The organism is Prescottella sp. R16, assembly GCF_030656875.1.
Taxonomy (GTDB): domain Bacteria; phylum Actinomycetota; class Actinomycetes; order Mycobacteriales; family Mycobacteriaceae; genus Prescottella.
In genome coordinates this window covers 2149056-2171037 of the sequence record NZ_CP130943.1, presented here as the reverse complement: position 1 = coordinate 2171037, position 21982 = coordinate 2149056, and the positions used below count along the sequence as shown (strand labels likewise).

The 21982-nt window shown below is 69.0% G+C and carries 22 protein-coding genes; 7 read left to right on the top strand and 15 right to left on the bottom strand.

What is annotated here, in order from left to right:
- Positions 1-15: 15 nt before the first annotated feature.
- Both Q5696_RS10240 and Q5696_RS10235 read left to right on the top strand, forming a co-directional pair.
- Positions 16-597 (top strand): hypothetical protein, encoded by a 582-nt coding sequence (locus Q5696_RS10240; RefSeq protein ID WP_305095014.1) that lies wholly within the window; start codon positions 16-18, stop codon positions 595-597.
- Complete coding sequence (locus Q5696_RS10235; RefSeq protein ID WP_305095013.1) at positions 594-1115, top strand: hypothetical protein; 522 nt, start codon at positions 594-596, stop codon at positions 1113-1115. Before Q5696_RS10240 ends, Q5696_RS10235 begins: the two co-directional genes overlap by 4 nt.
- Here the strand turns inward: Q5696_RS10235 and Q5696_RS10230 are convergent, their stop codons facing one another.
- From Q5696_RS10230 to Q5696_RS10220, 3 genes are read right to left on the bottom strand one after another with little or no spacing between them, the layout of a single operon-like run.
- Positions 1116-2282: an SPFH domain-containing protein gene (locus Q5696_RS10230; protein ID WP_305095012.1), complete on the bottom strand. Its 1167-nt coding sequence runs from the start codon at positions 2280-2282 to the stop codon at positions 1116-1118.
- Between the two features lie 5 nt (positions 2283-2287).
- On the bottom strand, positions 2288-2719 hold the full coding sequence (locus Q5696_RS10225; protein WP_305095011.1) for an NfeD family protein: 432 nt from the start codon (positions 2717-2719) through the stop codon (positions 2288-2290).
- A 55-nt stretch (positions 2720-2774) separates the two neighbouring features.
- The gene (locus Q5696_RS10220) at positions 2775-3593 is read right to left on the bottom strand and encodes a DUF3097 domain-containing protein (RefSeq protein ID WP_305095010.1); all 819 of its coding nucleotides are present in this window, start codon (positions 3591-3593) and stop codon (positions 2775-2777) included.
- 65 nt (positions 3594-3658) lie between these two features.
- On the opposite strand from Q5696_RS10220, the gene Q5696_RS10215 reads away from it, so the two are divergent.
- Positions 3659-4477 carry an Rv1486c family protein gene (locus Q5696_RS10215; protein WP_305095009.1) on the top strand — a complete coding sequence of 273 codons (819 nt, stop codon included), beginning with the start codon at positions 3659-3661 and terminating at the stop codon, positions 4475-4477.
- A 4-nt stretch (positions 4478-4481) separates the two neighbouring features.
- On the opposite strand, the gene Q5696_RS10210 is transcribed toward Q5696_RS10215, so the two are convergent.
- Both Q5696_RS10210 and Q5696_RS10205 read right to left on the bottom strand, forming a co-directional pair.
- Positions 4482-4940, bottom strand: a complete 459-nt coding sequence (locus Q5696_RS10210) for an SRPBCC family protein (RefSeq protein ID WP_305095008.1) — start codon at positions 4938-4940, stop codon at positions 4482-4484.
- Between the two features lie 12 nt (positions 4941-4952).
- Positions 4953-5435 carry a helix-turn-helix domain-containing protein gene (locus tag Q5696_RS10205; RefSeq protein WP_305095007.1) on the bottom strand — a complete coding sequence of 161 codons (483 nt, stop codon included), beginning with the start codon at positions 5433-5435 and terminating at the stop codon, positions 4953-4955.
- 106 nt (positions 5436-5541) lie between these two features.
- Between Q5696_RS10205 and Q5696_RS10200 the strand changes: the two genes are divergently transcribed.
- Entirely contained in the window at positions 5542-6078 is a 537-nt protein-coding gene (locus tag Q5696_RS10200; RefSeq protein ID WP_305095006.1) for a GtrA family protein, read from the top strand.
- Between the two features lie 42 nt (positions 6079-6120).
- Here Q5696_RS10200 and Q5696_RS10195 read toward each other — a convergent pair whose 3' ends face one another.
- From Q5696_RS10195 to Q5696_RS10155, 9 genes are all read right to left on the bottom strand, one after another.
- On the bottom strand, positions 6121-6702 hold the full coding sequence (locus Q5696_RS10195) for a dihydrofolate reductase family protein (protein ID WP_305095005.1): 582 nt from the start codon (positions 6700-6702) through the stop codon (positions 6121-6123).
- A 355-nt stretch (positions 6703-7057) separates the two neighbouring features.
- Positions 7058-8164 carry a ferrochelatase gene (locus Q5696_RS10190; protein ID WP_305095004.1) on the bottom strand — a complete coding sequence of 369 codons (1107 nt, stop codon included), beginning with the start codon at positions 8162-8164 and terminating at the stop codon, positions 7058-7060.
- A complete protein-coding gene (inhA, locus tag Q5696_RS10185) occupies positions 8109-8942 on the bottom strand; it encodes an NADH-dependent enoyl-ACP reductase InhA (protein ID WP_305095003.1) in 834 nt (277 codons plus the stop codon). Before inhA ends, Q5696_RS10190 begins: the two co-directional genes overlap by 56 nt.
- Before the next feature lie 58 nt (positions 8943-9000).
- Entirely contained in the window at positions 9001-9723 is a 723-nt protein-coding gene (gene fabG1, locus Q5696_RS10180) for a 3-oxoacyl-ACP reductase FabG1 (protein WP_305095002.1), read from the bottom strand.
- 78 nt (positions 9724-9801) lie between these two features.
- Positions 9802-10782 (bottom strand): VWA domain-containing protein, encoded by a 981-nt coding sequence (locus Q5696_RS10175; protein WP_305095001.1) that lies wholly within the window; start codon positions 10780-10782, stop codon positions 9802-9804.
- On the bottom strand, positions 10779-11675 hold the full coding sequence (locus Q5696_RS10170) for a DUF58 domain-containing protein (RefSeq protein WP_305095227.1): 897 nt from the start codon (positions 11673-11675) through the stop codon (positions 10779-10781). The genes Q5696_RS10175 and Q5696_RS10170 overlap by 4 nt, the downstream gene beginning before the upstream one ends.
- Before the next feature lie 77 nt (positions 11676-11752).
- Positions 11753-12850 (bottom strand): chaperone MoxR1, encoded by a 1098-nt coding sequence (gene moxR1, locus Q5696_RS10165; protein WP_370654892.1) that lies wholly within the window; start codon positions 12848-12850, stop codon positions 11753-11755.
- A gap of 65 nt (positions 12851-12915) precedes the next feature.
- Complete coding sequence (locus Q5696_RS10160; protein ID WP_305095000.1) at positions 12916-14355, bottom strand: NlpC/P60 family protein; 1440 nt, start codon at positions 14353-14355, stop codon at positions 12916-12918.
- Positions 14356-14512: 157 nt separating this feature from the next.
- The gene (locus tag Q5696_RS10155; protein ID WP_305094999.1) at positions 14513-15040 is read right to left on the bottom strand and encodes an Rv1476 family membrane protein; all 528 of its coding nucleotides are present in this window, start codon (positions 15038-15040) and stop codon (positions 14513-14515) included.
- A 295-nt stretch (positions 15041-15335) separates the two neighbouring features.
- Here Q5696_RS10155 and acnA point away from each other — a divergent pair, with 295 nt between their 5' ends.
- Both acnA and Q5696_RS10145 read left to right on the top strand, forming a co-directional pair.
- Entirely contained in the window at positions 15336-18137 is a 2802-nt protein-coding gene (gene acnA, locus Q5696_RS10150) for an aconitate hydratase AcnA (protein ID WP_305094998.1), read from the top strand.
- A 101-nt stretch (positions 18138-18238) separates the two neighbouring features.
- Positions 18239-18805, top strand: a complete 567-nt coding sequence (locus Q5696_RS10145) for a TetR/AcrR family transcriptional regulator (protein ID WP_305094997.1) — start codon at positions 18239-18241, stop codon at positions 18803-18805.
- Between the two features lie 13 nt (positions 18806-18818).
- Here Q5696_RS10145 and Q5696_RS10140 read toward each other — a convergent pair whose 3' ends face one another.
- Positions 18819-20375, bottom strand: a complete 1557-nt coding sequence (locus tag Q5696_RS10140) for a hypothetical protein (RefSeq protein ID WP_305094996.1) — start codon at positions 20373-20375, stop codon at positions 18819-18821.
- 115 nt (positions 20376-20490) lie between these two features.
- On the opposite strand from Q5696_RS10140, the gene Q5696_RS10135 reads away from it, so the two are divergent.
- Positions 20491-21960: a competence protein CoiA family protein gene (locus Q5696_RS10135; protein WP_305094995.1), complete on the top strand. Its 1470-nt coding sequence runs from the start codon at positions 20491-20493 to the stop codon at positions 21958-21960.
- The last annotated feature ends 22 nt before the right edge of the window (positions 21961-21982 follow it).

The window sequence follows — 21982 nt, the reverse complement described above, 5'->3', positions numbered from 1 at the left end:
CTCTAACCTTTCACCATGTTCGTACTCACCGTGGACCAACGCGGCAGTCGACGCGATGTGGACCGGGTCGGTTCTCTGCTCACCGACCTGGCCGATCGTCCGCTGCTGCGCCCGTTCGAACGCACCGCCGGCGACGAGGTCCAGGCCGTCACCGACGACGCGGACCTGGCCGTCGACCTCGCCCTCGACCTGCTGCGCCGCAGCCATTGGAGCATCGGGGTCGGGGCCGGCCCCGTCGAACACCCCCTGCCGCAGCAGACCCGGGCCGGACGCGGCCCCGCCTTCGAGGCGGCACGCCGCGCCGTGGAACGGGCCAAGAAGGCGCCGGTGCCGGTGGCCGTCGAGGCCCCGGATCCTGCTGCCGGCGCGGACGCCGACACCGCGCTCACCCTGCTCGCACTGCTGATCGCCCGCCGGTCCACGGCCGGGCAGGCCGCCGTGGACCTCGTCGAGAGCGGCCTCACCCAGGCCGAGGCCGCCGCCGAGCTCGGCATCAGTACCCAGGCGGTGTCCCAGCGTCTCAGTGCCGCCGGCTGGCACACCGAGCCGGCGGGGCGCAGGCTCGCGGCGCGACTGCTCGCGAGGGCCGACCGATGACCGCGCTCGCACTGATCCTCGTCGCCCTCACCGCGGTGGTCGGGGCGATCGCCGGACGCCTGTCCGCCCACGGACTGCTCGGAGCCGCCCTGGCCGCCGTCACCGCGCTCGCCACCGCGGGTGCAGCCCTCGCCGCACTGGCCGCGCCCCCGGTCCACGGCGCCGCACTCGCGGCGACGTACGTCACCGCGGTGGTGGCGGCCGCGACCGGTGGTGCCCCCATGGTGTTGGCTGCCTTCCGGTTCGCGCGGCGCCAACCCGATGCCGGGGCCGGAACGAACGACGGCGGCCCGCTCCGGGGCGGCCGGGTGATCGGCCTGTTGGAGCGGACCGCCGTCGTCGTGTCGATCCTCGCGGGCTGGCCCGAGGGCATCGCCGTGGTGCTGGCCGTCAAGGGCCTCGCACGCTACCCCGAACTGCGGGAGCCGCACGCCTCCGAGCAGTTCATCATCGGCACCTTCACCAGCGTGCTGTGGGCGGTCGCGGTCGCCGGTGTGGGGCAGGCACTGATCGGCTGACTATTCCTGTCCGGGTGGCAGCTGTCCGTGCCTCCCACCCTCGCCGAGGGCGGGACCGGACAGCGGGTTCTCGACCGGGGTGCGGGCGACGGCCTCGGCGGCGCGGACGGCCTTCTCGACCGCCGGGTCGGGCTTCATGTCGAACCAGTCGGCGACCTCGTCGGAGTCGTCCTCCGGTCGGGGCAGGTCCCGCTCGTCGGTGCGTGTCGGCTCGTACCGGAAGACGCCGTCGTCGCCGGGCGCGCCGAGGGTCTTCGCGAATCCCTTGAGTGCGTCGCCGAAGTCGCTGGGCACCAGCCACACCTTGTTGGCGTCACCCTTGGCCATCTCGGGCAGCGTCTGCAGGTACTGGTAGGCGAGCATCTCGGGGGTCGGTTTGCCGGACTTGATGGCCGCGAACACCTTCTCGATCGACTTGGCCTCGCCCTGCGCCTGCAGGTACTTGGCGGCCCGCTCACCCTGCGCACGCAGGATACGGGACTGCCGGTCGGCCTCGGCACCGAGAATCGCGGCCTGCTTGGCGCCCTCGGCGGCGAGGATCTGGCTCTGCTTGTCGCCCTCTGCGGTCTTGATCGAGGACTCGCGGTGGCCTTCGGCGGTGAGGATCATCGCCCGCTTCTCGCGGTCCGCCTTCATCTGCTTCTCCATCGACTCCTGGATCGACGGCGGCGGATCGATGCTCTTGAGCTCGACGCGGGCGACACGCAGGCCCCAGCGTCCGGTGGCCTCGTCGAGCACACCGCGCAGCTGGCCGTTGATCGAGTCACGCGAGGTGAGCGTCTCCTCGAGCGTCATCCCGCCGACGACGTTGCGCAGCGTCGTGATGGTGAGCTGCTCGACGGCGGCGATGTAGTTGCTGATCTCGTACACCGCGGCCTGCGGGTTGGTGACCTGGAAGTACACGACCGTGTCGATGGACAGGGTCAGGTTGTCCTGCGTGATGACGGGCTGCGGCGCGAACGACACCACCCGCTCGCGCAGGTCCACCTTGGCACGGATCCGGTCCACGAACGGCACCAGGAACGTCAGCTGCCCGGACACGGTCCGCGCGTAGCGGCCGAGCCGCTCGATCACGGCCGCCTCGGCCTGCGGCACCAGTGCCACCGACTTCGCGACCACTATCACGACGAGTACGACCAGTACCGCCAGAACTATCAGTGCTGCCATGTCTTCTAAGGTCCCCTCCATACGACGGCCGTCGCGCCGTCGATCTCCATCACCGTGACCGTCGTCCCCGGTGGGTACACCTCGGTGACGTCGAGTGGACGGGCGGTCCACACGTCACCGTCGAGCTTGACCGTGCCGCTGTGCTCGGCGACCTCGTCGAGGACGAGGGCCCGTTTGCCGGGCAGCGCGTCGACGTTGGTCGCGGTCAGCGGCGGTTTGTCGAAGCGACGCAACAGTGCCGGCCGCACCCCGAGCACGAGGGCGAGCGAGACGACGCCGAACACGACGGCGTCGATCCACACCGGAACATCGGTCACCGCGCTGAAACCGGCGGTCACCAGTGCGCCGCCCGCGAGCATCAGCAGGAAGAACTCCCCCACCAACGCCTCCGCGGCCGCCAGCAACACCCCCGCCACCAGCCACATCAATGCTGCCACGCCACCATCCAATCACGAACGGACGAATCGCTGCTCGGGCCGGGCGTCCCGCAGCTCAGTCGACGGTCACGAAGTCGACGAGTCGTTCGACGGCACCGATGAGGGGGGCCTCGAGGTCCCGGAAGCTGTTCACCGCGTTGTAGACGCGGCGCCAGCCGTCCTGCGGGGTGCCCCAGCCGAGGGCGTCGCAGATCCCGGTCTTCCAGTCCTGGCCGCGGGGAATGCGCGGCCACGCGTCGATGCCGACGGCGGTGGGCCGCACCGCTTCCCACACGTCGATGTAGGGGTGGCCGGTGACCATGACGTACGGGCCGAGGCCCTGGGTGAGGCGTTCCTCCTTGGAACCGGTGACGAGGTGGTCGACGAGCACCCCCACCTTGCGGCCGGGGCCGGGCTCGAACTCGACCAACCGGTCGGCGAGGTTGTCGAGGCCCTCGAGGTGTTCGACGACGACGCCCTCCACCCGCAGGTCGTGGCCCCACACGCGTTCGACGAGGGCGGCGTCGTGCACGCCTTCCACCCAGATCCGGCTGGGCAGCGCGGTGCGGGCCCGCAGGCCGTCGACCTTCGTGGAACCGGACGCCGACCGCTGCGGCTTCTGCGCCTGCGGGGCCGGGCGGACGAGGGTGACGGGTCGGCCGTCGATCAGGAACGCGGCCTCGCGCATCGCGAACAGCCGGGTGCGGCGTCCGGCGTCCTCCAGCCGGACGAAGTCGCCGTCGTAGGTGCGTTCGAAGCCGACGACGGCCCCGCAGAATCCGGTGGCCGCGTCCTCGACGACGAGGTCCTTCTCGGCCGCCACCTGCGGTGTCGCGGGTTTCCGGGTGCGGGAGTGGCCGGCGAAGATGTCGCCGTAGCTGTTGCGCGCGTTCACGCCCGTCCACGCTAGGCGAGTGCGGCCGGGGCGGAGGCCCCGCCACGCCGCCTATGCTCGAATGCGTGAGTTCTCCCAGCGCGACGCTGACTCTGTGGGCCGGTTCCTGGCTTGCCGGCGGCAGCGCCCCCGACGACGTGATCGACGCCCTCCACGCGTGGGCTCCGATGCATCTGGTGGGTGCGTCGGATGCGGCGACGGCCCTGGCCGCGGACCTGGTGTGGCCGGGGGTCCAGGACGGCGGGGCGCCGATCCTGCTGCGGCTGCTGCGGCACGCCGCCGAGGCGCCCGGCACCGAGTTGCGGTTGGTGTTGCCCGCCGCCGGTGACGTGCGGGGGCTGCCGGCGGCGACCGGTTTCGCGCGGGCCGCGCTCGACGCCGGTGAGGGGGTGCTGGTCGGGGCGCCCGGTGACGGTGGTATCGGCCTCGTCCCGGTGGTCGAAGGCCCGGACGTGTTGCGCTGGACGGTGTTCCCGATCGCGACGGTGCCCGCCACCGGCGGCGAGTACGCGGGACTCGGGGAGGCCGAGTACGCGATGCGGGAGGCGATCCGGGACGCGGCGGACGCACTGCTGCAGATCTCGTCGGTGCACACGGGCCGGCCCGGCACCGATCCACGACGCCGGATCGCGGAGGCCATCGACGACCGCGCCCACCACCGCTACCCCGAGACGCTCCCGGCGCGGGCACTGCGGATCCTGGATTCGGCGGATCAGGTGGCTGCGATTCTTGCTGTCGCCGAAGAAGATTCACCGACCGAAGCCCCGTCGGCGTCGAGTGCCGCCGCCCGGGAGGCATTGCTGCGCCCCCTGTGGACGGCGGTGCGGACGGCCCGCGTCGCGGCCGTGACCGCGTGCGTGGGCAGCGGCCGGTCCCGAGTCTGACCGGTCAGTTCTCGAGTGCGGCCGCGAGCCGGTCGAGGGTACCGCCCATCGTGTGCTCGTTGCGGGCGACGCGGTCCTCGACGCCGGACACCCGCGCCCCGAACGCGCGGGCCTCGTCGGTGCGCAGGTCCTCGGTCCACTCGGTGATCCGGGTGCCGTCGTCGACGGCCTCGAGGCGGTAGCCCCAGGTGGCGTAGTGGACGCCGTACATCGAGCACTCGAACACGAAGCTGCGGCCCGGATCGGCCTCGATCACGGTGCCCTGCGTCGTCCATTCGTGGTCGCCGTTGCGGTTGTGGCCGTCGAACACCGCGCCGACCGACGGGCCGTCGGCGCCGCCCTGCCATTCACACGTGTGGCATTCCTCGGACCATTCCCCCATGCGGGTGACGTCCGAGATCGCCGCGTACACCTTCTCCGGTGCGGCAGCGATGTGGCGTGTCACCTCGAGCTTGTCGGTCATGCTCGTCCCCTTTCAACGGTGGTTCATGACGATGTGCCGGTCGATGCGGACGTGCTCGTCGAGCGTCGGATACAGCAGACCGGTATCGCGACCGTAGCCGCGACTACGTAGCCATGCATACACATCGCCCCACAACCAGATGCCGCCGGAGACGGTGTTGAACGGCGTGGGGAACGGGGTGCCGCGCTGCCGCACCCCGCGCACCCACTGGCCGACGGCCTGCCGTGTCACCCCGGCCCGGTCCGCGATGTCCTGCCGCGTCACCAGATCCGGGTGCGTGCGGGTGGGCCGCACTCCCTCACTCACCAACTGGTCGACCAGGCTCATTCCCGCTGTCGCACACCGCATTCCCTCGGTCACCACGGTGAGCAACTGGATACCGGCGTGATCGTGGAGCCGGGCATCGAAACCGTCGGCGACGACCGCCTCCCGCGACGCCGTCAGCAACGGCACGATGAACGTGAACTCGTAGCGGTGATACAGGCCGTCGGACACCCCACGAACCTAGCGAGCCGACGGCCACGTTTCCATTCGGAAACGATGTGCCCGCGACGAGACGTGCTTCCACACCGGATCATCTGTCGATCGGTAGCCTGACCGAATGTTCCTCGGCAGGATCGTCGCGTCCCGCATTCCCGCACCGTTGCTTTCTGCGTTCGTGCGCAACGCCGAGTTGGTGAAGTTCCTTGCGGTGGGGTCGCTCGCGTTCGTCACCACGTCGGCACTGTTCTTCGGCTTGAAGTGGACGATCCTGGAGGGCAAACCGATCACAGCGAATGTGACCGCCGTCCTCGTCGCCACGGTGCTCTCCTACGTCCTCAACCGCGAATGGGCGTTCACCGCCCGTGGTGGTCGGGAGCGTCGGCACGAGGCCGCCCTGTTCTTCGTCGTCGCCGGCGTCGGTTTGGTGATCAACCAACTACCACTGGCCGTGTCCCGCTACGCCTTCGCCCTGCAGACCCCGCACGTGTCGCCCGCTGCGGAGAACATCGCCGACTTCGTCAGCGCCACCGTCGTCGGAACCCTCCTCGCCACGGTCTTCCGTTGGTGGGCGATGCGCAGGTTCGTCTTTCCGGAACCTGTCGTTCCACAGCAGGAGCGGGACGCGGGCACGCCTGCAGTCCGGTCCGAGCCCTGATCGACCGGATCTTCCCCGAATCTCGCCTTCGATGCCGACCGGTCACCCGTGTCGCGTCGGCCGGTACACGAGTTCCTGGATCCGGCCGTCGAAGGTCCGGCTCTCGAGCAGGTCGAGGTCGAAGTCCGCGGCGCCGTGGAAGATCGGGGCGGTGCCGGTGTGTCCGGTGAGGACAGGGAAGATCGTCACCTGGATGCGGTCGACCAGGCCGGCAGCCATCAGGGCCCGGTTCATCGACAGGCTGCCGTGCGAGCGCAACGGCACCGCCGATTCCTCCTTCAGTCGGGCCACGACGTCGACGGCGTCACCGTGTGCGACGGAGGCGTCCGGCCAGTCGAGCGGCCCGGTCAACGTGGTCGACACCACCGTCGCCGGCAGGTGCACCATCCGGGTCACCCACGGATCGAGCACGTCGGGAAAATCGTCGGATGCACCCCGCATCGCCACGAACTCCCGGAACGTGTTGGCACCGAACACCGTCCGCTGCTCGCGTGCATACGATTCGAGGCGGTGCGCGAGGAACTCCGGGCCCTGTTTGCCCCAGTACCCGCCCCAGTCGCCTCCCTCGTACGATCCGTAGCCGTCGAGGCTGGAGAAGACGTCGAACGTGTACGTGGCGGACATGATGTGCTCCTCGGTCGTCGAAACCATACGACGAGACGGACTCGCCCCGGCGGCGAAACTCATCGCCCTCGGCCACGCCACCAGTGCGGGGGCGTCGACGAGAGGACGACGAGGACCCGCACCTCGAGAGCACCGACGGCACCGCGGTGTCGGATGCGTCGAGTAACAGGTGCATCGACGCATCCGCGTTTCCGAGTACCTCGGCCCGGTCGGGCCGGACCAGCGCGGCACCGGGATTCCGGCGGTCGGTCATCGCGCCCTCCTCCGGTCATGGTGGATGTCACGTGGCGAGCATGACTCCATCGTGCGCCGAAAACGGGAATGCCGTGCGGTGTTCGTGTCACCGGCCCTGGATTCAGGACCCCGGCCGCCGCACCGGCACGCAGCAGTCGACGGCGCAGATCGCGCCGTCGACGGTCGCGCCGAGGAGTGGTTCGGTTCCGAGCCGCTCGAGCGGGGTCCCGCCGGTGCGTTCGGTGACCAGTTCCCGGACCATGCGGGCGAAGCGTGGATCGGTGCCCGGTGTTCCGGCCCGGGCGAACCCGATCCCGAGTTCGGCGGCCTTGTCGCGGGCCTCGGTGTCGAGGTCCCACACCACCTCGAGATGGTCGGAGACGAACCCGACGGGGCAGACGATCACCGCCGGCACCCCGTCGGCGGCGACCGCCTCGAGATGCTCGCAGATGTCCGGTTCGAGCCACGGTACCTGCGGCGGCCCGGACCGGGACTGCCACACCACATCGAAGTCGTCGACACCGGCCGCGGTGGCTGCCAGTCGCGCGGCTTCCGCCACCTGACGGCTGTACAGGTGCCCGCCCGCACTCGGCGGGCCGGCCGCCGTGTCGGCCGACAGCGGCACCGAGTGCGCCGTGAACACCAGTCGCGCCCGATCGCGCACCTCGGCGGGCAACTGTTCACGGGCCACCCCGATCGCGTCGGCGAACGACGCGACCAGCAGCGGATGGTCGTAGTACTGGCGCAGTTTCGTCAACGCCGGGGCGTCGTCGCCGACCGCGGTCCGGGCCCGCACGATGTCCTCGTGGTACTGCCGGCACCCCGAGTAGCCGCCCCACGCCGACGTCGGGAACACCAGTGCGTTGCGGACGCCGTCGTCGCGCATCCGGGCGACGGTGTCCTCGACCATCGGATGCCAGTTGCGGTTCCCGAAGTACACCGGCAGTTCGATTCCGGCGGCCCGCAACTCGTCCTCGACCCGCACGATGATGTCGCGGTTGAGGGCGTTGATCGGCGACACTCCCCCGAAGTGCAGATAGTGCTCCACAACCTCGTCGAGGCGTTCCGGGGGCACCCCGCGGCCGCGGGTGACGTTCTCCAGGAACGGTCGCACGTCGTCGGGTTTCTCGGGTCCACCGAAGGACAGCAGCAGCAGTGCGTCGTACACGGCGTCAGCCCATGAAGTTCTCGGGGAACCACGTGTTGTGGCTGGCCCCGCCGTCGACATAGATGATCGAACCGGTGGTGGCGGGCAGGAAGTCCGACAGCACCGCGCACACGCTCGTGCCCACGACGCCCGGATCGTCGACGTTCCAGCCGATGGGCGACGCCCCGTCCCAGTACTCGTTGAGCATGTTCAGCTTCTTGGCGTCGTCGGTGGCCGTCCCCGAGATCGCCTTGGCCGCGAGTGTCTTGATCGGGCCCGCCGCCACCAGGTTGGAGCGGATCTTCTTGGCGTAGCCCACTTCCCGGGCCACGTACCGGTTCACCGATTCGAGCGCCGCCTTCGCGACACCCATCCAGTTGTAGTCCGGCATCGCGGTGCGCGGATCGAAGTCCATGCCGACGATCGACCCGCGCTCGTTCATGACGGGTAGCACCGCGCGCGCGAGGGACGCGTAGCTCCACGCGGAGATCTCGAACGCCCTGGCCACGTCGGGGCCCGGACCGTCGAGGAACGGCAGCGCGTCGGGACCCATCAGCGTCTTGGGGGCGAACGCGATCGAGTGGACGACCCCGTCGAGCCCCTCCGGTGCCAGTTCGCGGACCCGGTCGGCGAGCGCACCGAGGCACTCCTCGTCGGTGACGTCCAGTGCGATGGCCGGCGGCACCTCCTGCGGCAGCCGCTTGGCGATCCGGTCGATCAGCCGCAGGCGCTCGGGGATACCGGTGATGATCACCTTCGCACCCTGCTCCTGCGCCACCTTCGCGGTGTGGAACGCGATCGACGCGTCGGTGATGATGCCGGTGACGAGAATGGTCTTGCCCTCGAGCAGTCCGCCCATGGGTGGTGGTCCTCCTGTGTGATGAAAGCCGTTGTGTCCGTGCGGGTACCGAAGCGGGTCAGTGACCCATGCCCATGCCGCCGTCGACGGGGATCACCGCGCCGGAGACGTACGCCGAGTCGTCGGACGCCAGGAAACTGACCACTGCCGCGACGTCCTCGGGCTTGCCGAGCCGCTGCAGCGGGATGAACTTCTTGGCGGTGTCGCGCAGATCGTCGGACAGGTCCGCGGTCATGTCGGTCTCGATGAAACCGGGGGCGACGACGTTCGCGGTGATCGAACGCGACCCCAGTTCACGGGTGAGGGACCGGGCCATGCCGACGACACCGGCCTTGGACGCCGCATAGTTGATCTGCCCGGCCTGACCGGCCAGACCCACCACCGAGCCGAGGAAGATCATGCGGCCCCAGCGGGCCCGCAACATCGCCCGGTTGGCGCGCTTGGCGCACCGGAACGCGCCCGTGAGGTTGGCGTCGATCACCTTGGTGAACTGGTCCTCGTCCATCCGCATGAGCAGGGTGTCGTCGGTGATGCCGGCGTTGGCGACCAGCACCTCGACGGGCCCCTGATGGTCCTCGACCTCCTTGAACGCGCGGTCGATCGAATCGGAGTCCGTGACGTCGCACTTCACCCCGAACAGCCCCTCGGGCACCCCGGAACCGCGGTGGGTGACGGCGACCTTGTGGCCGTCGGCCAGCAGTCGCCGGGCGACGGCCAGACCGATGCCACGGTTGCCTCCGGTGACGAGCACGGAACGGGACGGGACGGAAGTATTCGACATGCGGATCAACCTATCTGCTGGGCGGTGGGTTGCGGGCGCGGCTGGACGAATTCGACGGATCGGACGGAAAGCTCCGGGTCACGGAAGACGTTGCCGCAGTACCAGGGCGATTCCGAGACCGGCTGCGGTGCACAGGACCCCGAGGACCAACCAGGGCCGGCTCGCGTCACCGCGGGTGTTCTCGAACCCGATCTGCTCCTCGAGCGTGTCGTACACCCTGCGCAGTTCCTCGAGACTGGATGCGGTGAAGAAGCTTCCGCCGGACAGGTCGGCGATCTCCCGCAGCGACGGGTCGTCGACGGGGACCGGGATCCGGTCGCCCTCGATGTCGACGGTGCCGTAGTTGGTGCCGAACGAGATCGTCGAGATCGGCACCCCTTTCTCCTTCGCCTTGCGGGCGGCGGTGAACGCGCCGCGCGGATCGTCGCCGGACTCGGGCACGGTCTGTTTGCCGTCGGACAGCAACACGATGCGGGCGGGCGGCGCCTGTTCACTGCCACCGAGGACGGCGGCGAGCGTGTCGATCGACTGCAGCGACGTGAAGATCGCCTCACCGGTCGCGGTGCGCTCGCTGAGTTTCAGGTTGTCGATCGCGGCCTTCGTGTCGTCCCGGTTCGGGGTGGGCGACACCAGCACCGACGCGGTGCCCGCGAACGCGACCAGGCCCAGGTTGATGCCGGGGGTCAGGCCCTCGGCGAACGACTTCGCCGCCTCCTGCGCCGCCTCGAGCCGGCTCGGCTCGACATCGGTGGCTTTCATCGACAGCGACACGTCGATCACCAGGACGACGGTCGCCCGGTTGCGCGGCACCCGCTTGTCGGACGTCGGCCCGGCCAGCGCGACCGTCAGCAGCAACAGACCCACCAGCACCAGCGCGGTCGGCAGATGCCGCGTGAAGCGAGGCCGGTTCGGCGCCACCTTCTCGAGCAGCTCCATGTTGGCGAACCGCAGCACGTGCTTCTGCCGGCGCCGCTGGATCAACACGTATCCGGCGGCGAGCGCGGCGACGACGGCGAGGAACAGCAGCCACCACGGGGACGCGAACTGCGACAGGCTCATCCGCGGGCCACCCGGTGTGTCGGCGTCCCGAACGTGTGCCGGCGGGCGGAGACGAACCGGACCACGTCGGCGATCCAGTCCCGGTCGGTGCGCAGGCTCAGCCGGGGTGCCCCGCACCGGCGCAGCGTCGCCTCGACGTCGGCGCGGTGCGCGGCGGCGGCGCGGGCGAAGTCGGCCCGCAGCGACGGGGTCGTCGAGAACTCGCGGGTGCGACCGGATTCCGGGTCGTACAGCACCACGTCGCCGGCGTCGGGCAGTTCCAGATCGCGCGGGTCGAGGACCTCGACGGCGAGCAGATCGTGCCGCCCGGACAGGGCCCGCAGCGAATGCTCCCAGTCGATGGGGCCGAGGAAATCGCTGATCACCACCGCCAGGCCGCGGCGCCGTTGCGGCCGCCGCAGTGATTCGAGGGCGCCGCGCAGATCGCCGCGGACCCCGTCGGGTGCGTGCGGGGTGGACGCGATGCGCCGCAGCATCGCCTGCGCGTGGACACGTCCGCCGCGGGCCGGAATGCGCTGCAGCCGTTCCCCGGTCGCGACGATCGCCCCGATCCGGTTGCCGCTGCCACCCGCGAGATGGGTGACCGCGGCGGCCGCGGCGACCGCGAGATCCCGCTTCTCGCAGCCGGTGGTACCGAAGTCCAGGCTCGACGACAGGTCCAGCACCAGCCACGTCTCGAGTTCGCGGTCGGCGACGGTCTGCCGCACGTGCGGGTGGGTCGTGCGCGCGGTGACCGACCAGTCCATCTGCCGGACGTCGTCCCCGGGCTGGTACTCGCGGGCGTCACCCGGTTCGGATCCGGGCCCCGGGATGAGACCGAGATGGTCGCCGTGCAGGACGCCGTCGAGACGGCGTCGGACCGTCAGTTCGAGAGTGCGCAGGGCCGCTGTCATCTCCGGGTCGCGCAACGATCCGCCGCGAAACGACGGCACCCCCGGTCCGGAACCGGCCCCGGCGTCCGAGCGGCGGATCACTGCGGCGCAGGTCCGGGCGACGTCGCGGGAACCGGGCCGGGTTCACCGGTGCGCGCGGGTCCCGGCACCGGCTGCGCACCCACCTGCGGCAGCCCGACGGTCTGCAGCACGCGGCCGATCACGTCGTCGGGAGACACCTCGTCGGCGAGCGCGTCGTACGACAGGACGAGCCGGTGCCGCAGCACGTCCGGGACGATCTCGAGGACGTCCTGCGGGACGACGTAGTCGCGGCCGCGCAGCAGCGCGAGCGCGCGGGACGCGGAGATGATGCCGAGGGTGGCGCGCGGGGACGCCCCGTACGCGATCCAGCCGGCGACGTCGTCGAGCCCGTACCGGCGAGGGCTTCGGGTCGCGGCGATGACCCGCACCACGTAGTCGACGAGCGCGTGGTGCACGAACACGGTGCTCGCCACCTTCTGCAGCCGCACCATCTCCTGCGCGTCGAGGATCTGCTGCGGCTCGGGCGGCGCGACCCCCATCCGGTAGACGATCTCGCGTTCCTCCTCGATCGACGGGTAGTCGACGAGGACCTTGAACAGGAACCGGTCGCGCTGGGCTTCCGGCAGCGGGTAGACGCCCTCGTTCTCGATCGGGTTCTGGGTGGCCATCACCAGGAACGGTTCGGGCATCGGGTAGGTGGTGCCGCCGATCGAGACGTGCCGTTCGGCCATCACCTCGAGCAGCGCCGACTGCACCTTCGCCGGGGCGCGGTTGATCTCGTCGGCGAGCAGGAAGTTCGCGACGACGGGGCCGAGTTCGGTGTCGAACGCCTCTCGGCCCTGCCGGTAGATGCGGGTGCCGATCAGATCGGTCGGCACCAGGTCGGGGGTGAACTGGACGCGGGAGAACGAGCCGCCGACGACCTTCGCGAACGTCTCCACCGCGAGCGTCTTCGCGACCCCGGGCACACCTTCGAGCAGCACGTGCCCCTTCGCGAGGACCCCGACGAGCATGCGTTCGACGAGCCGGTCCTGACCGACGATGACCCGTTTGACCTCGTAGATCGCCCGCTCGAGCAGGTGCACGTCACGGGCCAGGTCGGATACCGGTCCACCCACTCCCTGCACCGCTCCGGCCTGGCCGGACCCCGTCACAGCACCGTCACCTGAGGTCACCAAGAACCCTCGCTTCCCACTAGCCCGAGTCGACACGTCATCTCTCACGACACCATACGGACAGCGTAGGGCGTCATCCCGTCCCATCGCACCGGCGAGACCTTCACGACCGACCCGGACTGCGGGGCCTCGAGCATCTGCCCGTCCCCGAGGTACAGGGCGACGTGCTGGCTCGCACCCGGCCCCCAGAACAGCATGTCGCCGCGGCGCATCTGGGACGACGGCACCTGCGTGCCGGCGGTGTACTGGTAGCCGGTGTAGTGGGGCAGCGAGATACCGACACCGGCGAACGCGTAGATCATCAGGCCGGAGCAGTCGAAGCCGACCTTCGCGAAGTCGCCGTAGCTGTCGGCGACGCCGCCGTCCCGGATGCCGAGGGTGGGGCCGCCGGCGTTGCCACCGCCCCACGCGTACTGGACGCCGAGCTGCGACATGCCCCGGTCGATCACCGTTTCGATGGCGGCGCTGCCGGTCACCGCCGGCCCCATCGGTGGTGGCGAGGACGGTGACGAGGGGGCCGAAGGGATTGCGGGGCCGTCGTCGTCGAGCTGGGTGTGGGATCGCTGCCCGTTCGCGAGCTGCGCGGCACGTTCGTTCGCGGCCCGATCCTCCGCAGCCCGGCGCGCGGCCTCCGCCGCGGCAGCGGCCGCCTCCTCCGCGCGGCGCTGCTCGTCCCACACCAGGTACGCGTCCCGCTGTCCCTGCAGACCGGCGACGTTGTCCCGGGCCGCGTCGAGCTGCGCCTGCGCGGCGTTGCGGGACGCCTCGATCTCGGCCTTGCGGGCGGCCTGTTCCTCGAGGGCCGCGCGGGCGCTCGCGATCGCCTGCTCCGCCTCGGCCTTCTTGGCCTCGGCCTCGCTCGCGGCGGCGTCGGCACGTTCCTTCGCCTCGCGGGCCGCCGAGTCCCGGTTCGCCTGCGCGGTACGGGCCCGCTGCAGATTTTCGAGGACCGCCTTCTGGCTCGCCGACAGGCGCCGCATGATCTGCGCACGGTCGAGGATGTCGTCCGGGCCGGTCGCGCCGAAGAACGACGACAGGGACGCCACGTTGCGGCCCTTGGTGTAGCTCTCGACGGCGTAGTCGGTGAACCGTTGCTGCGCCTGATCGATCCGGGTGTTCGCGTCGTCGAGCGCCTGCCGGCTGCTCTCGACGAGTGCGCCCGCGGCGTCCGCCTCGTCGCGCGCGGTCTGCAGGTCGACCAGCGCCCGGTTGACGCCCTCCCGTTTGATCGCGACCTCGTCGTCGAGTGCGGCGAGCTGCTGGTTCGCGGACGCCACCTGATTGACGAGGTCGCCGACCTGCGCGACGCTGTCGGCGACCTGCGCACGACCACTGTCGATTTCGGCGTCGGACGGGTTCGGGGGCGGCGGCGGTACGGCGAGCGCGGCACCCGGGAGCCCCAGGACCAGGGTTCCGGCGATCCCGCCGGCGAGCAGGGCGCGTCCGAGACGGGAACGCGCACGAGCGAGACTCGGATTCCGCACGCCTGCGCGTGAACTCCGTCGTCTCACATCACTCTCCCGGCCGGGCACGTCACCGTCACGGCACTTCCCTCCCGGAAACACCACAGGCACCGTACGACACATGACGCCCGTCGGCGCTCTCTTGTCACAAAAGAGACCGCGGGTGTGTCGGGCGGGATCAGGCAGGGGTGTCGGAGTCGGCGGGAGCCGGGCCGCGACGGGCCTTCGCCCAGTAGGAGACGCCGCCGACGAGCGCGACGAGCAGGATCAGCACGGCGGTGATCGCACCCCACGAGATGTGCGGGGCGGTGACCTCGTCGACGAAGTTGTTCGCGGACTGCACCGCGTTGCCGCCGGTGTACGTGTGGTCCTGGGCGCCCTCGAGGACGACCCGGCTGAGGGTGTCGCTGTACGTGCCGGGCGCCGACGGGCTCAGCACCAGCACAGTGCCGCCGTCGGTGGTGCCGATCTCGGTGGCCAGGTCACGCAGCTGCTCGGCCCGCGGCGGGCTCGTCTCGAGCACCACGATCCGCAGATCGATGCCCTCGCTCTGTGCACGGGCCACCACGTCCCGTAGACCGTCGACGTCCGCGGCGGGGGCCGATACCCCGTCGTCGGCGAGATCGGCGAGCACGGTGTCCACGGACACTCCGTCTGGGATCGTGGCGGCGAGCGGCAGTCGAGCGGGCGCGATGTGGGCAGGCATCTCTCATCCGGGTTCGGTGGACGGACAGGGCAGGCGGAACGCCTGAATGCACAGTACGTGACGGGTCGCCGGGTTCCGTTGCACCGGCGCCGCACGTACGTGAGGATGAGGTGGCGCGTGCCGGAAGCCGGACCCTGCGGTCTCACAGGACAAGCGTACTGTTAGACTCGATGTCGAGAAGCCCGCGACAGGTCCGGTTCGGTCCGTAGATCGAACCGAACACTGCTGCCGTGCCTCGCTTCAGCCGTCGTCACAGCCCCGTCGACGGCGAACCTCAATGACGAGTGGAGCTGACGTGACCACCAGTATCGATACGTTCGGCGCCAAGGGAACCCTCGCAGTCGGAGACAACTCGTACGAGATCTTCCGCCTCGCCGCCGTTCCCGGCACCGAGAAACTGCCCTACGCGCTCAAGGTTCTCGCCGAGAACCTCCTGCGTACCGAGGACGGCGCCAACATCACCGCCGACCACATCCGCGCCATCGCGGGCTGGGATCCCTCGGCCGAGCCGAGCGTCGAGATCCAGTTCACGCCCGCCCGCGTGATCATGCAGGACTTCACCGGCGTCCCCTGCGTCGTCGACCTCGCCACCATGCGCGAGGCCGTCACCACCCTCGGCGGCGACCCCAACAAGGTCAACCCGCTGTCGCCGGCCGACATGGTCATCGACCACTCGGTGATCCTCGACGTGTTCGGCCGCGCCGACGCCCTCGAGCGCAACGTCGACCTCGAATACCAGCGCAACGGCGAGCGCTACCAGTTCCTGCGCTGGGGCCAGGGTGCGTTCGACGACTTCAAGGTCGTCCCCCCGGGCATGGGCATCGTCCACCAGGTCAACATCGAGTACCTGGCGCCGACCGTCATGGTCCGTAACGGTCAGGCCTACCCCGACACCTGTGTCGGCACCGACTCGCACACCACGATGGTCAACGGCCTCGGCGTGCTGGGCTGGGGCGTCGGCGGTATCGAGGCCGAGGCCGCGATGCTCGGCCAGCCGGTCTCCATGCTGATCCCGCGCGTCGTCGGCTTCAAGCTGACCGGTGAGATCAAGCCGGGCGTCACCGCGACCGACGTCGTGCTCACCGTCACCGACATGCTCCGCAAGCACGGTGTCGTCGGCAAGTTCGTCGAGTTCTACGGCAAGGGCGTCGCCGAGGTGCCGCTGGCCAACCGCGCCACCCTGGGCAACATGAGCCCCGAGTTCGGTTCGACCGCCGCGATCTTCCCGATCGACGCCGAGACCATCAACTACCTGCGCCTGACCGGCCGCGACGACGAGCAGCTCGCGCTCGTCGAGGCCTACGCCAAGGAGCAGGGCCTGTGGCACAACCCGGACCACGAGCCCGCCTACTCCGAGTACCTCGAGCTGGATCTCGGCACCGTCGTGCCGTCGATCGCCGGCCCGAAGCGCCCGCAGGACCGCATCCTGCTGTCGGAGTCGAAGGACGCGTTCCGCCGCGACATCGTCACCTATGTCACCGACGGGACCCCGGCCGCGCACACCTCGCTGGACGAGGCCGTCGAGGAGTCCTTCCCGGCGTCCGATCCGGTGGCATCGTCGACCGCGCACGACGAGCCCACCGTTCCGTCGGCCGCCAACGGCTCGCACGGCCGTCCGTCCAACCCGGTCCAGGTGCGCTCCGAGGAGCGCGGTGACTTCGTCCTCGACCACGGCGCCGTCGTCGTCGCGGGCATCACGTCCTGCACCAACACCTCGAACCCGTCGGTCATGATCGGTGCCGCACTCCTCGCCCGCAACGCGGTCGAGAAGGGCCTGTCGTCGAAGCCGTGGGTCAAGACCAACATGGCGCCCGGTTCGCAGGTCGTCGCCGACTACTACGAGAAGGCCGGCCTGTGGCCGTACCTCGAGAAGCTGGGCTTCTACCTGGGCGGCTTCGGCTGCACCACTTGCATCGGCAACACCGGTCCGCTGCCGGAGGAGATCTCCAAGGCCGTCAACGACAACGACCTCGCGGCCGCTGCCGTCCTGTCCGGTAACCGCAACTTCGAGGGACGCATCTCCCCCGACGTGAAGATGAACTACCTGGCGTCCCCGCCGCTGGTCATCGCGTACGCCATCGCCGGCACCATGGACTTCGACTTCGAGACCGACGCCCTGGGCAAGGACGCCGACGGCAACGACGTCTTCCTGAAGGACATCTGGCCGTCCGCGCAGGAGATCGACGACACCATCAAGTCGGCGATCAGCCAGGACATGTTCCGCAAGTCCTACGCCTCCGTCTTCGAGGGCGACGAGCGCTGGCAGAACCTGGCCACCCCCGAGGGCGACACGTTCGCGTGGGACGACAACTCGACGTACGTCCGCAAGGCGCCGTACTTCGACGGCATGACGATGGACCCGGCTCCGGTCTCCGACATCAAGGGCGCCCGCGTCCTGGCTCTGCTCGGCGACTCGGTCACCACCGACCACATCAGCCCGGCCGGCCCCATCAAGCCCGGCACCCCGGCCGCCCAGTACCTGGACGCGCACGGTGTCGAGCGCAAGGACTACAACTCGCTCGGTAGCCGTCGTGGCAACCACGAGGTGATGGTCCGCGGCACGTTCGCGAACATCCGCCTGCAGAACCAGCTGCTCGACGGCGTCTCCGGCGGCTACACCCGTGACTTCACCGTCGAGGGTGCGCCGCAGGCGTTCATCTACGACGCGTCGCAGAACTACCAGGCCGCCGGCATCCCGCTGGTCGTCCTGGGCGGCAAGGAGTACGGCTCCGGATCGTCGCGCGACTGGGCCGCCAAGGGCACCCGCCTGCTCGGCGTCAAGGCCGTCATCACCGAGTCGTTCGAGCGCATCCACCGCTCCAACCTCATCGGCATGGGCGTCGTCCCGCTGCAGTTCCCGGCCGGAGAATCTGCCGCGAGCCTCGGACTGGACGGCACCGAGACCTTCGACATCGAGGGCATCGAGAAGCTGAACGAGGGCGTCACCCCGAAGACGGTCAAGGTCACCGCGACCAAGACCGACGGCGGCAAGATCGAATTCGACGCGGTCGTCCGCATCGACACCCCCGGTGAAGCCGACTACTACCGCAACGACGGCATCCTGCAGTACGTGCTGCGCAACATGATCCGCGGCTAGTAGCGGTTCCTGTCGCACGCTCTCACGCAGTGCACCGACGGCGGGCCCGGGACAGCTGTCTCGGGCCCGCCGTTCGCAATATCGGACGAAAGGAAGTCGGCGTGCCGAAGGTCAGTGAAGACCATCTCGCGGCACGGCGGAGCCAGATCCTCGACGGCGCCCGCCAGTGCTTCGCACAGTACGGCTACGACGGCGCCACCGTACGCCGTCTCGAAGAGACCACCGGGCTCTCCCGCGGCGCGATCTTCCACCATTTCAAGGACAAGGACGGCCTGTTCCTCGCTCTCGCACACGAGGACGCCACCCGTATGGCCGATGTCGTCGCCGAGGGCGGCCTCGTCCAGGTGATGCGCGACATGCTCGCCACACCGGAACAGTTCGATTGGCTCGGAACACGTCTGGAGATCGCGCGCCGACTGCGCACCGACCCCGAGTTCGCGCGCGCCTGGAGTCAGCGCAGCGCCGAACTCACCGAGGCCACCGCCCGCCGGCTCGAAACCCAGAAGTCGGCCGGACGTCTCCGTGACGACCTGCCCACCGATGTCTTCATCGACTACCTCGACCTCGTCCTCGACGGACTCATCGCCCGCATCGCCTCCGGGCACGGCACCGAAAACCTCAGTGCCGTCCTCGATCTCGTCGAGGAATCGGTGCGGCGGACACGGTAGGGAGGGACAGCTCTCACCCCGGAGGCATCTCCGGTAGCCACGGGAACGTCAGATCGACCCGTGGCGGGCTTGCCGGATGAACGACCGCAAGAACGGTATTCGGATACCACTCATGGTAGTGACGTACCTCGTCTACGCCCATCTGATTCGACGTCCACGTGTCCCAGACAGTAGAGCTGACCTTCACCTGGAGATGCTCGTCTCCGCAGCGAACGTCCAGACCGTAGGACGCGGTGCCGCTTCCCGTCTCGACTCGATACCCGGCGGCCTCGTAGAGGGACCTAACAGCTGCGACTGATCCATCCAACGCTGCAGCCAGGTCGGATCCGGTACCGACACCGAAGGTCCCGGAATCAGGCCCGACGAACGTGCCCCTGATCGGCTCCCACCGCATCGGCAATGGCCTCAGCCCCGCGGAACCCGACGACCGTTTCGCGAGGTGAATCGCCCCGGCCAGTGCTACGAACCCGCGTGCCGCCGCTTCTCCGCTCCGCGATGGCCCGCGCCGCCCGATCTGCAACAACGGACCGACGCCTAACTCCGTTGCCGCACGAATCAAGGCTGGAGTTCCCGGCCATTCGGGAAGAACCGAGATCTTACCGCTCAAGAGACCACTCGCCCCTGCGAAAGCATGCTCGTGGCGCAGCACCGCGTATCCGACCGTCGCGAGTTGCGAATTGTCCGACACTCCAACTCCGCCGGTACCTCGATGGTGATTCGGCCGTGTTGTGTGAACGAACGCCTGATCGATCAGTCCCGACCATTCGGATGGCAGATCGAAGCCATCGGTCATGCGCAGACGCGCACTACGCCACCCCGTAGGTACTCCTTCCAGGAGGCCCGGCAACTCAAATCGATCAGGCCATTCACTCGAGACGTTCCGCTGCCCATACCGATCGACGAACACTGCAGCGGCACGCTCTCGTGCCGCACCACGGTCAGAGCCTTTGGCACTGGCCGATCGACCTCGTCTGTCGTCGAACACGAACGTTCGACTGGCGCTGTCCCATGCCGATGCCCGGTCCCGCTCGGGGAGTAGCAGATTGAAGCTCCGGCTCAGGTAGACGGTATTGCGCCTACTCGCAAGCACACGGTCGACCGTATCTGCGACTATGTGCCATGCGCGGGCTTCCTCGCCGAGGTAAACGAGCAACCCCACGACTTGCATCGACACCTGCGAGGCGACAGCAGGATGGTCCTGTTCCGACAGCCGAGTCAGCGCGAGGAACTGCGGTGAATCGCTGACCGAGCGCGCCAATGTCCGCCATAGTTCGTCGGCGCGTTCCTCCAGTTGTGTCCCCGCGAGGTACCACGAATCGACGAACAGTCGCGAAATAAGTTCCCGCTTCAGCCACGTCTTCCCGATCGCTACCAGCGCTGTCAAGGTTTCCGCGGTCACCTCGGGAACCCGCGTCGAGAGCTGTGCGCGGTAGCGTTCGCTCATCAATGCGACGCTCATACCGCGCAACAGGACCAACGCACTCGGATCATCCGGAGTGGCACCGAGGAACTCCAGCACCGCACTTTCGTCGAGTTCCGCCGCCATCACCGCGAACGCCTCGCCACCCACTGTCTCCCACACTCCGAGGTCTCGTCGCTCCCACCGTCGACAGGATTCTATTGTCGAGGAAACGAGACGCCAGATCGGGCGTTGATCCGAATCGGAGAAGGACGGGACCGGAGCTGTGAAACACGCACTGGACGCACGGAAGGGCATCGTCATCCCGGCCACGAACGCGAATCGAGCCGGCTTCTATCGATGCCCGATCTGTCTGGGCGCTGCTGACCTGAGAGCCGGGAGAATCAACACCGCTCATTTCGCACACCAGAAGTACACAGCGCCCGAGGACTGCGAGAACTACCACCCGAGTTTCGGACGGTCCGGCACTAACTGGGGCGTCCGGCGCGGCGCCCGGCACCTCGTTCACATCAATCCACTGACCCGCTCCTGGGATCTGATCATCGAGCTGGACGAGATTCCAGTCGACGAGAGTCTCATGACTGCGGTCTCTCTCCTCCGATTCGAGGGGATCGAGGTGCGACACAACGGTGTTCACCACGAATCCCTCGAGATCGACCGCCTCAGTCCCGGATCCACCCGCAACGTCGTGCGAATCGGGCCGTCCCGGCACCACACCGAGTTCCGAACGATCGGGCGCTGGCCGTCGACCGTCCGCCGTGACCGGTGGAACGTCGTCCTTCCAGGCATTCCGGAGACCGGGGCCTTGTTCGCTCAGTACCGCGGGGGCGCGTTCCACCGACACGATCCGTGGGTACCGCTCCACTGGGGACAGCGACTCGTCCTGATTGGCAGCAAAACCGCCGAGCCGCCACGACAGCTCGACGCCCGACGGCTCGAATCGATTCACTCCGACGGAACCCTGTGGTCCGCATGGCTGGTAACGCTCCCCCAGCAAGAATCCCGGCATGCAACAAAGTGGCTGAGCCGGTTCGCCGCTCTTCTCGAGACCGCCTACTCCCGGACTCGTCTGTTGACACCACCCATCGAGTACGACACGAACGGGCCCTGTTATCACGCTGGGATGCCGGTCGTCGCGCTTCCTGCCCGGGACGCCAGCGTCGTGGCTGCCGAATCGGCGGACAACACGGTACGCGGTATCGAGATCTCTAAGCGGTCCACGTCGGCCCAACGTCTGATTTCCGTCACAGTCACCCGACGAGGGGCGGTGCGACTGCGTACCGACCGTCGTGGTGATGCCCTCCACTATGAGGTCGTTCCGGCCGACCGAGCGACAATCGATCGTCCCGACGACCCGTGGGCACTGATCGCCGACGACACGTCGTTACCGGTCCACGGCACCTATCGCTCCGCGAGCACTGCCGCCGTCTACCGGATCACCACGAGGATTCCGGCGTTGACGTTCTCGGCGACCGTTCGCACGCACACTCACGCCAGGCACGCACTCCACAATGCGAATGCGGAGACCACGACAGCCTGGCTGAACGAGCACGCCGCCCACGCACACGAGTTCGAGGTCGACGCCGGGAACCTCGGATTCGTGCGGGTTACGGCCCCCGAACGAACACTCGCCAGGGAGCCGCGGCTGAGACCGTCGTGGATGTCGGCGCACGTTGCCGCGACCGGCAGACCGGTAGGAGCGATGCCTCCCCACTGGCCCCGCACGCAACGGTGACCGGGCGGCGACTCGCCGCAAT